Annotated in this window: 14 protein-coding genes; 12 read left to right on the forward strand and 2 right to left on the reverse strand. The window is 66.4% G+C overall.

Annotated elements, in window-relative coordinates; translation table 11 throughout:
• Positions 1–34: 34 nt before the first annotated feature.
• From gatC to AC5Y6Y_RS13145, 6 genes are all read left to right on the forward strand, one after another.
• The gene (gene gatC / locus AC5Y6Y_RS13120) at positions 35–334 is read left to right on the forward strand and encodes an Asp-tRNA(Asn)/Glu-tRNA(Gln) amidotransferase subunit GatC (RefSeq protein WP_463827093.1); all 300 of its coding nucleotides are present in this window, start codon (positions 35–37) and stop codon (positions 332–334) included.
• Positions 331–1,815: an Asp-tRNA(Asn)/Glu-tRNA(Gln) amidotransferase subunit GatA gene (gene gatA / locus AC5Y6Y_RS13125; RefSeq protein WP_473138959.1), complete on the forward strand. Its 1,485-nt coding sequence runs from the start codon at positions 331–333 to the stop codon at positions 1,813–1,815. Before gatC ends, gatA begins: the two co-directional genes overlap by 4 nt.
• Positions 1,816–1,926: 111 nt before the next feature.
• A complete protein-coding gene (locus AC5Y6Y_RS13130; protein WP_463827091.1) occupies positions 1,927–2,958 on the forward strand; it encodes an ATP-dependent 6-phosphofructokinase in 1,032 nt (343 codons plus the stop codon).
• Positions 2,959–3,002: 44 nt separating this feature from the next.
• Entirely contained in the window at positions 3,003–4,511 is a 1,509-nt protein-coding gene (gatB, locus tag AC5Y6Y_RS13135; RefSeq protein WP_473138958.1) for an Asp-tRNA(Asn)/Glu-tRNA(Gln) amidotransferase subunit GatB, read from the forward strand.
• Between the two features lie 60 nt (positions 4,512–4,571).
• Positions 4,572–5,060: a flavin reductase family protein gene (locus AC5Y6Y_RS13140; protein ID WP_463827089.1), complete on the forward strand. Its 489-nt coding sequence runs from the start codon at positions 4,572–4,574 to the stop codon at positions 5,058–5,060.
• A 114-nt stretch (positions 5,061–5,174) separates the two neighbouring features.
• Positions 5,175–5,714 carry a flavin reductase family protein gene (locus AC5Y6Y_RS13145; RefSeq protein ID WP_473139253.1) on the forward strand — a complete coding sequence of 180 codons (540 nt, stop codon included), beginning with the start codon at positions 5,175–5,177 and terminating at the stop codon, positions 5,712–5,714.
• A gap of 3 nt (positions 5,715–5,717) precedes the next feature.
• On the opposite strand, the gene AC5Y6Y_RS13150 is transcribed toward AC5Y6Y_RS13145, so the two are convergent.
• Positions 5,718–6,839, reverse strand: coding sequence for a PQQ-dependent sugar dehydrogenase (locus AC5Y6Y_RS13150; RefSeq protein WP_463827088.1), 1,122 nt, complete (start codon positions 6,837–6,839; stop codon positions 5,718–5,720).
• Positions 6,840–6,962: 123 nt separating this feature from the next.
• On the opposite strand from AC5Y6Y_RS13150, the gene AC5Y6Y_RS13155 reads away from it, so the two are divergent.
• From AC5Y6Y_RS13155 to AC5Y6Y_RS13165, 3 genes are all read left to right on the forward strand, one after another.
• A complete protein-coding gene (locus AC5Y6Y_RS13155) occupies positions 6,963–7,805 on the forward strand; it encodes a DoxX family protein (protein ID WP_463827087.1) in 843 nt (280 codons plus the stop codon).
• Between the two features lie 405 nt (positions 7,806–8,210).
• A complete protein-coding gene (locus AC5Y6Y_RS13160; protein ID WP_499918102.1) occupies positions 8,211–8,507 on the forward strand; it encodes a DUF4333 domain-containing protein in 297 nt (98 codons plus the stop codon).
• 89 nt (positions 8,508–8,596) lie between these two features.
• On the forward strand, positions 8,597–9,985 hold the full coding sequence (locus AC5Y6Y_RS13165; RefSeq protein WP_473139251.1) for a neutral zinc metallopeptidase: 1,389 nt from the start codon (positions 8,597–8,599) through the stop codon (positions 9,983–9,985).
• Here AC5Y6Y_RS13165 and AC5Y6Y_RS13170 read toward each other — a convergent pair whose 3' ends face one another.
• Positions 9,986–10,324 (reverse strand): PH domain-containing protein, encoded by a 339-nt coding sequence (locus AC5Y6Y_RS13170; protein WP_463827187.1) that lies wholly within the window; start codon positions 10,322–10,324, stop codon positions 9,986–9,988.
• Between the two features lie 318 nt (positions 10,325–10,642).
• Here AC5Y6Y_RS13170 and AC5Y6Y_RS13175 point away from each other — a divergent pair, with 318 nt between their 5' ends.
• Genes AC5Y6Y_RS13175 through ilvC form a run of 3 tightly spaced genes read left to right on the forward strand, consistent with a single transcriptional unit; the run spans position 10,643 to position 14,029 of the window.
• Complete coding sequence (locus tag AC5Y6Y_RS13175; protein WP_473139250.1) at positions 10,643–12,460, forward strand: acetolactate synthase large subunit; 1,818 nt, start codon at positions 10,643–10,645, stop codon at positions 12,458–12,460.
• Positions 12,460–12,975 carry an acetolactate synthase small subunit gene (gene ilvN, locus AC5Y6Y_RS13180; RefSeq protein ID WP_463827084.1) on the forward strand — a complete coding sequence of 172 codons (516 nt, stop codon included), beginning with the start codon at positions 12,460–12,462 and terminating at the stop codon, positions 12,973–12,975. The genes AC5Y6Y_RS13175 and ilvN overlap by 1 nt, the downstream gene beginning before the upstream one ends.
• Before the next feature lie 52 nt (positions 12,976–13,027).
• Complete coding sequence (ilvC, locus tag AC5Y6Y_RS13185) at positions 13,028–14,029, forward strand: ketol-acid reductoisomerase (protein ID WP_473139249.1); 1,002 nt, start codon at positions 13,028–13,030, stop codon at positions 14,027–14,029.
• Position 14,030 lies beyond the last annotated feature (1 nt).

Genomic DNA, 14,030 nt, shown 5'->3' on the forward strand with positions numbered 1-14,030 from the left:
GATGCATCGTCGCCGGAGGTTAGGCTTTTCGCTCGTGTCCCAGATCTCTCGCGACGAGGTGGCCCATCTGGCCCGGCTGGCTCGGCTTGCACTGACCGACTCCGAGCTGGACAGTTTCGCCGGTCAACTCGACGCCATCATCAACCACGTCAGCCAGATCCAGGCCGTCGACGTCACCGGCGTGGAAGCCACCGACAACCCGCTCAAGGACGTCAACGTCACCCGGCCGGATGAGCCCCGACCGTCCTTGACCCAGCCGCAGGCGCTCGCCGCGGCACCCGAAGCCGTCGACGGGCGCTTCGCCGTCCCGCAGATCCTCGGAGAGAGCCAGTGACGGACATCATCCGGCTCGACGCGGCCACCCTGGCCGCCAAGATCGCCGCCAAAGAACTGTCGTCGACCGAGCTCACCCGGGCCTGCCTGGACCAGATTGCCGCCACCGACGCGCAGTACGGCGCATTCCTGCACGTCGCAGCCGACGCCGCGCTGGCGGCCGCCGCCGCCGTCGACGACAAGGTGGCCGCCGGGGAGGAGCTGCCGTCGGCACTGGCCGGGGTGCCGCTGGCCCTCAAGGACGTTTTCACCACCGCCGACATGCCCACTACCTGCGGCTCGAAGATCCTCGAGGGCTGGCAAGCGCCGTACGACGCCACCCTGACCGCCCGGCTGCGGGCCGCGGGCATCCCGATCCTGGGCAAGACCAACATGGACGAGTTCGCGATGGGTTCGTCGACCGAGAACTCCGCCTACGGCCCGACCCGCAACCCGTGGGACGTCGAACGCGTCCCCGGCGGCTCCGGTGGCGGCAGCGCGGCGGCCCTGGCCGCATTTCAGGCACCGCTGGCCATCGGTTCGGACACCGGCGGCTCGATCCGCCAGCCCGCCGCGCTGACCGCGACCGTCGGCGTCAAACCCACCTACGGCACGGTGTCCCGGTACGGGCTGGTGGCATGCGCGTCGTCGCTGGACCAGGGTGGACCGTGCGCGCGCACCGTCCTGGACACCGCGCTGCTGCATCAGGTGATCGCCGGTCACGACCCGCGCGACTCCACCTCGATCAACGCCGAGGTGCCCGACGTCGTGGGCGCCGCCAAGGCCGGTGCGAGCGGTGACCTCAACGGCGTACGGGTCGGCGTGGTCCGCCAGCTACACAGCGGCGAGGGCTACCAGGCCGGGGTGCTCAGGTCGTTCGAAGCCGCCGTCGAGCAGCTCACATCGCTGGGCGCCGAGGTCAGCGAAGTCGACTGTCCGCACTTCGACTACGCATTGCCCGCCTACTACCTGATCCTGCCGTCGGAGGTGTCGAGCAACCTGGCGCGCTTCGATGCGATGCGCTACGGCTTGCGGGTCGGCGACGACGGCACACACAGTGCCGAAGAAGTGATGGCACTGACCCGCGCGGCCGGCTTCGGGCCAGAAGTGAAGCGCCGCATCATGATTGGCACCTATGCGTTGTCCGCCGGATACTACGACGCCTACTACAACCAGGCGCAGAAGGTCCGCACGCTGATCGCCCGCGACCTCGACGAGGCCTACCGGTCCGTCGACGTGCTGGTCTCGCCGGCCACGCCGACGACCGCCTTCCGGCTGGGGGAGAAGGTGGACGACCCGCTGGCCATGTATCTGTTCGACTTGTGCACGTTGCCGCTGAACCTGGCCGGCCACTGCGGAATGTCGGTGCCGTCCGGGCTGGCCCCGGACGACAACCTGCCGGTAGGACTGCAGATCATGGCGCCCGCTCTCGCCGACGACCGCCTCTATCGGGTCGGAGCCGCCTACGAAGCCGCCCGCGGGCCGCTGCCCACCGCTGTCTGAGGGCCGCTCCGACGGCTGGCGAGCAGACGCAGAATCGCACGAAATCAGCGGTTCCTATGCGATTCTGCGTCTGCTCGCGCCATCAGCCGGGCCACGGGGCAAGATGAACCCATGCGCATCGGAGTACTGACGGGCGGCGGCGACTGTCCCGGCCTCAACGCTGTCATTCGGGCGGTCGTGCGGACCTGCGACGCCCGCTACGGCTCGTCGGTGGTCGGCTTCCAGGACGGGTGGCGTGGGCTGCTCGAGAACCGGCGCATGCAACTGAAGAACGACGACCGCAACGACCGGTTGCTGGCCAAGGGCGGAACCATGCTGGGCACCGCGCGGGTGAATCCGGACAAGTTGCGGGCCGGGCTGGACCAGGTCAAGCAGACCCTCGACGACAACGGCATCGACGTGCTCATCCCGATCGGCGGCGAAGGCACGCTGACGGCCGCGCACTGGCTCGCGCAGGAGAATGTCCCGGTGGTCGGTGTGCCCAAGACCATCGACAACGACATCGACTGCACCGACGTCACTTTCGGCCACGACACCGCATTGACGGTGGCCACCGACGCCATCGACCGGCTGCACAGCACGGCCGAATCCCACCAGCGGGTGATGCTGGTCGAGGTGATGGGACGACACGCCGGATGGATCGCGCTGAACGCCGGCCTGGCCTCCGGAGCGCACATGACGCTCATTCCCGAGCAACCCTTCGACGTCGAGGAGGTGTGTCGTCTCGTCAAACGTCGCTTCCAGCGCGGAGATTCGCACTTCATCTGCGTGGTGGCCGAAGGCGCTAAGCCCGTCGAAGGCTCAATTGCGTTGCGCGAAGGCGGCATTGACGAGTTCGGCCACGAAAAGTTCACCGGGGTGGCGGCCCAACTCGGATCGGAAGTGGAGAAGCGCATCAACAAGGACGTGCGGGTGACCGTGCTGGGTCACGTCCAGCGCGGCGGCTCTCCGACGGCCTACGACCGGGTGTTGGCCACCAGGTTCGGGGTGAACGCCGCCGATGCGGCGCACGCCGGCGAGTACGGACAGATGGTGTCGCTGCGGGGCCAGGACATCGGCCGGGTTCCGCTGGCCGACGCCGTACGTCAACTCAAATTGGTGCCCGAAAGCCGTTACGACGACGCCGCCGCCTTCTTCGGCTGACGCTGGCGGGACCGCCCCCGCAGTCACCGTTAGGATCGGTGTCCATGACGATTGCTAGGGCTGACCTGCTGGAATATGACGAGGTCATCGCACAGTTCGACCCGGTACTCGGACTGGAAGTGCACGTCGAGCTGTCCACCGCCACGAAAATGTTCTGCGGCTGCGCCAACGTGTTCGGCGGCGAGCCCAACACGCAGGTGTGCCCGGTGTGCCTGGGTCTGCCCGGCTCGCTGCCGGTGCTCAACCAGGTTGCGGTGGAGTCGGCCATTCGCATCGGGCTGGCGCTGAACTGCGAGATCGTGCCGTGGTGCCGGTTCGCCCGGAAGAACTACTTCTACCCCGACATGCCCAAGAACTACCAGATCTCGCAATACGACGAGCCCATCGCCATCAACGGTTACCTGGAGGCGCCGCTGGAGGACGGCACCACCTGGCGGGTCGAGATCGAACGCGCGCACATGGAGGAGGACACCGGCAAACTCACCCACATCGGCAGCGAGACCGGCCGGATCCACGGCGCCACCACCTCGCTGATCGACTACAACCGGGCGGGTGTGCCGCTGATCGAAATCGTCACCAAACCCATCGTGGGTGCTGGGGACCGGGCACCGCAGATCGCGCGGGCCTACGTCACCGCGCTGCGCGAGGTGTTGCGATCGCTGGACGTCTCCGATGTCCGGATGGACCAGGGCTCGATGCGCTGTGACTCCAACGTGTCGCTGATGGCCAAGGGCGCCGCCGAATTCGGCACCCGCACCGAGACGAAAAACGTCAACTCGCTGAAAAGCGTCGAGGTGGCGGTGCGCTACGAAATGCAGCGTCAGGCCGCCGTGCTGCTGGCCGGCGGCGAAATCGTCCAGGAAACCCGGCATTTCCACGAGGCCGGCTACACCAGCCCGGGTCGCGCGAAGGAAACCGCGCAGGACTACCGGTATTTCCCCGAACCCGACCTCGAGCCCGTGGCGCCCAGCCGCGAGCTCGTGGAGAGATTGCGCCACACCATCCCTGAGCTACCGTGGTTGAGCCGCAAGCGAATTCAGGACGAGTGGGGCATCTCCGACGAGGTGATGCGCGACCTGGTCAACGCCGGTGCGGTGGAGCTGGTCGCTGCGACCGTCAAGCACGGCGCAGCAAGCAAAGAGGCACGATCGTGGTGGGGAAACTTCCTGGTGCAGAAGGCCAACGAGGCCGGCACCGGGCTCGACGAACTGCCCATCACCCCGGCCCAGGTCGCAGCGGTCATCGCGCTGGTCGAGGAGGGCAAGCTGTCCAACAAGTTGGCTCGCGAGGTGGTCGAAGGAGTGCTGGCCGGGGAAGGTGAACCGGCACAGGTGATGTCGGCGCGCGGCCTGGAGCTGGTGCGCGACGACTCGGTGACGCAGGCCGCAGTCGACGAGGCTTTGGCCGCCAATCCTGATGTGGCGGAGAAGATCCGGGGTGGCAAGGTGGCCGCGGCCGGCGCGATCGTGGGTGCGGTGATGAAGGCCACCCGGGGACAGGCCGATGCCGCACGGGTGCGCGAGCTCGTGCTGGCGGCGTGCGGACAGGGGTAGGCGGCTTTCCGGCCCGGACACGCGTGATCGGCCGACGATCCGGTGGTACATCATGATCGGGTGGGCAAGGACTGGCTGTACCGGCTGACTGAGCTGATGGACGCCGCCATGATCGCGGTGACCACCCAGGCCGACGGCGAACGCTCAGGCTGCCTGGTCGGTTTCGCCACCCAGGTCGGTATCGATCCGCCACGGTTCCTGGTGGGACTGTCGCGCACCAACCACACTTTCGGCGTGGCGCGGCGCTCCGACCACCTCGCCGTGCACCTCCTCGCCAAGCGCGAGATGAACCTGGCCCGGCTCTTCGGCGGCGAAACCGACGACGAGCTGGACAAGTTCGCGCACTGTGCCTGGCACCACGGTCCGCAGGACATGCCGATTCTGGACGGCGCGGCGGCCTGGATGGTCGGCAAGACAGTGAAACGCATCGACTTCGGCGACCACACCGGCTATCTCCTCGAACCCGTCGACGCCTGGTTCGCCGACAGCGATGTGCAGGTCATCAGGTTCGCCGACGTCCTCGACGTCAAACCCGGCCACGACCCGTAACCCGTTGTTCGGTATTCGCTATGAATCCGGCCTTCGATCCACCAGAAAAACCGTCAGGACGGGCCGTCGACCGCGCATCATGGTGAGGTGATCGAGGAACCGTTCGACGTCCTGATGTCCATGCTGGATTCGCCGGCGTTCGTGATGACGACGCAGGCCGACGGTCAGCCGGCGGGAGCTCTGGTCGCCTTCGCCAGCCAGACCAGCGTGCAACCGCCCAGCTTCATGGTCAGTGTGCCGCTGGACAGTCGCATCCACGAGGTGGCGAATCGGTCGGAATATGTAGCGCTGCATGTCCTGCCGCGCAACCAGCAGGTGCTGGCTGAGCTTTTCGGGCGCCGCGGCGACGGCGCCGCCGAGACCTTCGCCCGCTGTCCCTGGCGCGGCGGCCCGGCGGGAATGCCGATCCTCGATGACGCGGCGGCCTGGTTCGTCGCGCGGACCTACAGCCGCAGCCCGGTCGGCGATCATGTGGCCTACCTGCTGGAACCGGTCGCGGCGTGGGCGCCCGACGGCCCCGAGGACCTGCTGTACCTGTCCGATCTCGACGAGGATCTCGATCCCGGCCAGGAAGCTCCGCAGCGCCTGCACGACGGCAGCCGGTCCGATGCGAACGGCCGCTACGGCCTGAGGTTCACCCTCGACGTGCCCTGACCGTCAGGTCTTGTCGTCGTTGTTGCGGGGGAATCCGCCACCCTGCGGGAACAACGGGAACACCACGTCGTCGAGCTTCTCAGCGTCCCCGGCCGTCTTGTTCACCGTCGCGCCCCAGACGTTGCCGTCCGGCGACATCCGCAGCGCCCACGCGTGGCCGTGCGTGTCCTTGCGCACCACGTCGGGCTCGCCGGTGACCGCACCGGTCTTGGCTGCGAGCCTGACGGCGACGGTGAGCTTGGTGTTGATCAGGTTGACCAGCACGGTGCCGTCCATCGCTGCGCAGCCGGCCACGCCGGGTTTGTCCGGCCAGGTCCACACGGTGGAGACCTCGGACTTCTTGGTGATGCGTTGCAACCGGTCCGCGCCGGGGGTGCGGTCGGCGACGTAGAGCGACCCGTCGACGGGGTCGATGCACAGGCCCCCACCGGAACCGATGCCCGACAGCGCCGTCGTCGGCGGCGCCTGACCCAGCGTGGTGGGCTGTTCGATACGTAATACCTTGCCCGCCAACGATTTCGGATCCGCGGCCAGTGCCGGGTTGCCGGCATCACCGGTCAGCACAACCAGGGTGGTCGGACTGGTGAAGATCAACGCCCCGGTGTTGCCGGTGGCGCCTTTGGGAATTCCGGTCAGGATGTCCTTGGCCACGTCGCCCTCGGCGATGCGGATGACCCGGTTGTCGGTGGGAGTGCTGACGTAGGCGTACATCAGCCGATCCTGCGAGAAGGTGGGGGACAGCACGATATCCATCAAGCCGCCGTCCCCGGACGGGTCCACCGGGATGACCATCTTCACTTTGGGCTCGGCGCTGACGGAGACTTCCCGGACTACGCCGGTGGTGCGCTCGGCGACCAACGCCGTCTTGCTGTCGACCCCCATGATCAGACCGCTGGTGCTTTCCAGGCAGCCCTGCATCACCCCGGGTGCCGGACATTCCTTCGGAAACGGCGTCGCCGGTAACGGGGGCGGTGGGGGCGGCGTCGAGCTGGGCTGCGGCTTGAGCTCGGGCGCCGTGGTGAACGGTTGTGATTGGGCGTCGTTGAACCGCGCGCAACCGCTCGACACCAGCACCGCGGCGGACAGCGCCACCAGCGCGCACCGAACCGACCGCCGTAATCGCATGACCGACAGGCTACGGGAAATCGTGGTCGGGACAGCCTGCCGATCGGCCGAACTGCGGATTTAACAGACAGAAGCGCCGCTCAAATCCCAGCTTCCGGCGAAATTGCCCTTACCCTGGCACCCGTGACCAGTTCGAATGATTCGCATTGGCAGCGGCCGGGCAGTACCGCAGTGCCAACCTCCAGCCGTCCCGCTACGGCCAGCCTGGTTGACCCCGAGGACGACTTGACCCCGGCGGGGTATTCCACCAACTTCGGCAACACCGGAACCACGACCATCATCCCGCCCCTCGATGCCGGCGAGAGCGGCTCGGGGTACCACCTGCTCGACGCGCAGGAGCCGCTGCCCTACGTCCATTCGCCGCAGCCCGCCCGCCAGGTGCCGGTGGCGCCGGCCGCCATCGACATCGACGACGAGGAAGATCGGCTGCACACCGCCGGGCGGCGCGGTACCCAGAACTTCGGGTTGATGGTGCTGCGGATCGGACTCGGTGCGGTGTTGATCGCCCACGGACTGCAGAAGTTGTTCGGTTGGTGGGGTGGTTCAGGTCTGCACGCATTCAAGAACTCGCTGACCGACGTCGGCTACCAGCACGCCGACATCCTGGCCTACGTGAGTGCCGGCGGGGAGATCGTGGCAGGCGTACTGCTGGTGCTGGGACTTTTCACCCCGATCGCTGCCGCGGGTGCACTGGCCTTCCTGATCAACGGGTTGCTCGCCAGCGCCTCGGCCCGGCCGCGCTCGAACACGTTCACCTATTTCCTGCCCGACGGGCACGAATACCAGATCAGCCTGATCGTGATGGCTGTCGCCGTCATCCTGGCCGGTCCCGGTCGTTACGGTCTGGACGCGGGCCGCGGCTGGGCCACCCGGCCTTTCATCGGCTCGTTCGTGGCGCTGCTGAGCGGGATCGCCGCCGGTATCACGGTGTGGGTGCTGCTCAACGGCGTCAATCCGCTGGCTTGATTCGGCAGATTCTCCTCGTCAGCCGGCCGCTGATAACTTAGCCTGAGAGCCGTTGTCGCTCCGTGCGACGGTGGTTCAGTCGGTGTCGGGTCGACCATGGGGGTCACGGTGAGCACACCCCGCGATTACAACCAGCCGCCTTGGCCGCAGCGACCGGATCCGCGGCGCCCGGCCGGATATCCCCCGCAGCCCGGCAACCCGTGGGTACAGCGACCGCCGCAATACGGTCAGCCGCCGCGGCCTTACAGTCACCCGCCGGGACCATACGGTCAACCGCCGGCGCGCCAATATGCTCCACCCCCGGGGCAATACGGTCAGCCCAGTCCGCCGCCCGGTCTGCCGAAGAAAAGCGGATCGAAGAATAAACCAATCCTGATTATCGGCGGAATTGTCGCCGCCTTGATTGTGGTCATCGTCGTTGTGCTCGTGACCGCGGTGGTGAATCAGGACGTCAAGAAAATCGCCGTCGCCGATGTGCAGGCGCAGGTGCAACAAGTCCTGTTGGACCGGGTCATCGGTTACAGCTCCGGTGACATCAAGGACGTCAAATGCAATGGCGGCCAAGACCCTACGGTCGACAAAGGTGAGAGTTTCACCTGCACCGTCAACGTTCGCGGAAAGTCGCGCCAGGTGAAGGTGACTTTCAAAGATGACGACGGCACTTACGAGGTGGGGCTGCCCCAGTTGGACGGCGGCAAGTGAAGCGGGCCACGAAGTGGGGCAAAGTTGTTGCCGTGACCGCGATTACGTGTCTGGCCCTGGCCGGCTGCAGTTCGTCGGGCAAGACGACCATGGTCAGTGGACGGGCCGTGTCAGGTGTCTACGACCCCACCGAAGTCGGGGGGCTGCCGCTGAGTGAGGGGCCCAGCGGCCCCCGCCCGAACGCGCCCAAACCGACCGGGACGGTGAAAAACTCCGACAACGGCGAAATCGACCGGTTGTCCATGTTGGCACTCAATGACATCGAAGAATTCTGGAAGGCGAATTGGCCCGACGCCGCCAAACGTCCATTCAAAGCCGTCAGTGAAGTCTGGTCTTATGACTCGCGCGATTCGCGCAGTCCGGTCATCTGCCGGAACAGGTCCGCCGGGTCTATCAATGCCTCGTACTCGCCGAGCTGCAATCTCGTCAAATGGGACCGGGGCCAGTTGTTCCCCGCGGCGCAGAAGTATTTCGGCGATATGGCGGTGGTCGGGATTCTCGCCCACGAATTCGGGCACTCGTTGCAGCACAACGGGGGATTGATCAGTTCGCGGACCCCGACGATCGTCATGGAGCAGCAGGCGGATTGTTTCGCCGGGGTCTATCTGCAGTGGGTCGCGGCGGGCCACTCGTCGCGGTTCACGCTGAGCACCGGCGATGCGTTGAGCCATGTGATCGCCGGAATGTTGAAGACATCAGATCCGATCATGAACGAGGAAGAATACGAGGAGTCCGAAGACTCCGAGCACGGCTCCGGGTTCGACCGGGTCAGCGCGTTCCAGATGGGCTTCGACAGCGGGTCGGGGACCTGCGCCAAGATCGACACCTCCGAGATCAAGAAGCGCCGTGAGGGCCTGCCGGTGGCCTTGCAGGAAAGCTCCTCCGGTGGCACGGAGGCCGGCGAGGTCACCGTGAACGAAGACACCGTTCAGACGCTGGTCGACATCCTCAACGTGGTGTTTGCGCCGAAATCGCCGCCCACCCTGTCGTTTACGTCCAGCGGCTGCTCGGACGCCAAGCCCACCCAGGGCGCCTCGTACTGCCCGGCGAGCAACACCGTCATCGCCGACCTGGCGAGCCTGCAGCAGATCGGCAAACCCGGCGGCCGCAAAGGAATGACCGATCCGCAGATGCTGCAGGGCGACAACACCGCGCTGTCCATCGTCGCCTCGAGGTACGCGCTGGCGGTGCAGCGCGAGCGGAGTTTGTCGCTGGACACGCCGATGACCGCGGTGCGGACGGCGTGTCTGACCGGTGCCGCTCAGCGCGGCATGGCGCAGCCCGTCTCGATCCCCTCCGGCAAGCAACTGGTGCTGACGGCAGGTGACCTGGACAAGGCGCTGATCGGGCTGTTGATGAACGGTGTAGCCGCCAGTGACGTCAACGGCGGCAACACCCCGGCCGGCTTCACCCGCATCATCGCGTTTCGGGCGGGCGTACTCGACAACATCGAGGAGTGCTTCAACCGAATCGCCTGATCAGCGGTACGGATTGGGAACCCGTCCGGCACTGGCTTCGGTCAGCAGCGGCAGCGTTGCAAATGTCACGGCGGGTAGCCGCAGCTCAGCGCCGCTCTTGAGGTGCGCGCGCGCCCAGGAACCGCGGTGGAACCGCAGCCCGTCGATGTCGTCCCACGCCACCGACCGGCTGCCGAGCAGGGTCCGCACCGTCACGCCGTCGGCATCGGCCACGGTGCGCAGCCGGACGATCAGCGCCGACAGCAGCACCGGGATCACCAGCACCGGAGCGCTCGGCGGCCACGCCAGTACCGGGACCAGCAGGCACAACGTCAGGAAACCCACCGCGAGATGCGCCATCGGGGACACTTTGAGCACGACGGGCGACTTGGTAACCACCCACGCATCATCGCATCGCCGCCGGGATTTGACTGCTGAGCAGTGCGAAGGCTACCGTCGGACGCTATGAAGTCTGGAATGCTCGTAGTACTTAGTCGGCGCGTTGGTGCCTGACTAGCTCTATCGAGCACCAACGCGACCCTCGTACAGCAGCCCAGCTGACGGGGGTTTTTTCTTGCCCCGAGACGCCGAAGAAGAACACCCGAAGAGGACACAGTGAGCGCACCCACGCAGTCACCGGCACCGGCCCCCACGCCCGCATCCGAGAAGGCGGCCAGCATCGCCTCCGATGCCGGCAAAGCCGCGCGGAAGCCGGCCACGGGCCAGCCCAAACACATTGCGCCGCACCAAGTTACCGGTGCCCAGGCGGTGATCCGATCGTTGGAGGCGCTCGACGTCGACGTCATCTTCGGCATCCCGGGCGGCGCGGTACTGCCCGTCTATGATCCGCTGTTCGACTCCCAGCAGCTGCGTCACGTGCTGGTCCGCCACGAGCAGGGCGCCGGTCACGCCGCCAGCGGCTACGCCCATGCCACCGGTCGCGTCGGGGTGTGCATGGCGACCTCGGGCCCGGGTGCCACCAACCTGGTGACCCCGCTGGCCGACGCACAGATGGACTCCATCCCGGTGGTGGCCATCACCGGTCAGGTCGGACGACAGCTGATCGGCACCGACGCCTTCCAGGAGGCCGACATCTCCGGCATCACGATGCCGATCACCAAGCACAACTTCCTGGTGCGCACCGGCGACGAGATCCCGCAGGTGATCGCCGAGGCCTTCCACATCGCCGCGAGTGGGCGTCCTGGCGCTGTTCTCGTCGATATCCCCAAGGACGTGCTGCAGGGCCAGTGCACCTTCAGCTGGCCGCCGCGGATGGATCTGCCCGGCTACAAGCCGAATACCAAGCCGCACAACCGCAAGATCGCCGAGGCGGCCAAGCTGATCGCCGCCGCCCGCAAGCCGGTGCTCTACGTCGGCGGCGGGGTGATCCGCGGTCAGGCGACCGAGCAACTGCGGCAGCTGGCCGAACTGACCGGAATCCCGGTGGTCACCACGTTGATGGCGCGCGGCGCGTTCCCCGACAGCCACCCGCAGAACTTCGGCATGCCGGGCATGCACGGCACGGTCGGCGCCGTGGCGGCGCTGCAGCGCAGCGACCTGCTGATCGCGCTCGGCACCCGCTTCGACGACCGGGTGACCGGACGACTCGACTCGTTCGCGCCCGAGGCCAAAGTCATCCACGCCGACATCGACCCCGCCGAGATCGGCAAGAACCGGCACGCCGACGTGCCGATCGTCGGCGACGTCCGCAACGTCATCACCGAATTGATCGAGATGCTGCGCCACTACGAGGTGCCCGGCAACATCGACATGACGGGCTGGTGGGAGTACCTGGAGGGGGTCCGCAAGACCTACCCGCTGAGCTACGACCCGCAGAGCGACGGCAGCCTCGGACCGGAGTACGTCATCGAGAAACTCGGTGAGATCGCCGGCCCGGACGCCATCTACGTGGCCGGGGTCGGACAGCACCAGATGTGGGCCGCGCAGTTCATCAAATACGAAAAGCCGCGCACGTGGCTGAATTCCGGCGGTCTAGGCACCATGGGCTTCGCGATCCCGGCGGCCATGGGCGCCAAGATCGCGCTGCCCGACACCGAGGTGTGGGCGATCGACGGCGACGGCTGCTTCCAGATGACCAACCAGGAGCTGGCCACCTGTGCCATCGAAGGCATCCCGATCAAGGTGGCGCTGATCAACAACGGCAACCTGGGCATGGTGCGGCAGTGGCAGACCCTGTTCTATGAGGAGCGGTACTCCCAGACCGACCTGGCCACGCACTCGCACCGCATTCCCGACTTCGTCAAGCTGGCCGAGGCGCTGGGTTGCGTCGGAATGCGTTGCGAGCGTGAGGAAGACGTCGCCGACATGATCCAGAAGGCGCGCGAGATCAACGACCGCCCGGTGGTGATCGACTTCATCGTCGGCGCCGACGCTCAGGTCTGGCCGATGGTCGCCGCCGGCACCAGCAACGACGAGATCCAGGCTGCACGCGGGATTCGTCCCCTGTTCGACGACATCACCGAAGGGCACGCCTGATGGCTACCGGTTCGACGAAGACCCACACCTTGTCGGTGCTGGTCGAAGACAAGCCCGGTGTGCTGGCCCGCGTTGCGGCGTTGTTCTCCCGGCGCGGTTTCAACATCGAGTCGCTGGCTGTGGGCGCGACCGAGCAGAAGGACATGTCCCGGATGACCATCGTGGTCTCCGCCGAGGCGACTCCGCTCGAGCAGATCACCAAGCAGCTCAACAAGTTGATCAACGTGATCAAGATCGTCGAGCAGGATAACGACAATTCGGTGGACCGCGAGTTGGCGCTGATCAAGGTGCGAGCCGACGCGGGCACCCGTAGTCAGGTGATCGAAGCGGCAAACCTGTTCCGCGCCAATGTGATTGATGTGTCCCCGGAGTCGCTGATCGTCGAGGCCACCGGCAACCGCGGCAAGCTCGAAGCGCTGCTGCGGCTGTTGGAGCCGTTCGGCATCAAGGAGATCGTCCAATCCGGCGTGGTGTCCATGGCCCGCGGTTCGCGCGGCATCGGCACCGCCAAGTAGATTTTTCGCTGCCCAACTACAAGGAGATAGAGACGTGCCAGAGGCATTGGAGATGTTCTACGACGACGACGCAGACCTGTCGATCATCCAGGGTCGCAAGGTCGGAGTGATCGGCTACGGCAGCCAGGGGCACGCGCACTCGCTGAGCCTGCGCGACTCCGGCGTCGAGGTGAAGGTGGGCCTCAAAGAGGGTTCGAAGTCGCGGGCCAAGGTCGAGGAGCAGGGCCTCGAGGTCGACACGCCCGCCGAGGTGGCCAAGTGGGCCGACGTGATCATGCTGCTGGCGCCCGACACCGCGCAGGCCGAGATCTTCACCCACGACATCGAGCCCAATCTGAACGACGGCGACGCGTTGTTCTTCGGCCACGGGCTCAACATCCACTTCGACCTGATCAAGCCGCCGGCCAATGTCACCGTCGCGATGGTCGCCCCCAAAGGCCCCGGCCACCTGGTGCGCCGTCAGTTCGTCGACGGCAAGGGTGTGCCCGCGCTGATCGCTGTGGACCAGGACCCGACCGGCAACGGTGAGGCGCTGGCACTGTCCTACGCCAAGGCCATCGGCGGTACCCGCGCCGGCGTCATCAAGACCACGTTCAAAGACGAGACCGAAACCGACCTGTTCGGTGAACAGGCCGTGTTGTGCGGCGGCACCGAGGAATTGGTGAAGACCGGCTTCGATGTGATGGTCGAGGCGGGTTACCCGCCGGAGATGGCCTACTTCGAGGTGCTGCACGAACTCAAGCTGATCGTGGACCTGATGTACGAGGGTGGCATCGCCCGGATGAACTACTCGGTGTCCGACACCGCGGAGTTCGGTGGCTACCTGTCCGGCCCGCGCGTCATCGACGCCGACACCAAGGAGCGGATGCGCGCGATCCTGCGCGACATTCAGGACGGCACCTTCACCAAGAAGCTGGTGGCCAACGTCGAGGGCGGCAACAAGGAGCTCGAGGCGCTGCGCAAGGAGAACGCCGAGCACCCCATCGAGGTCACCGGCAAGAAGCTGCGCGATCTGATGAGCTGGGTGGACCGCCCGATCACCGAGACCGCCTAGC

This window comes from Mycobacterium sp. NGS24, from assembly GCF_059813065.1.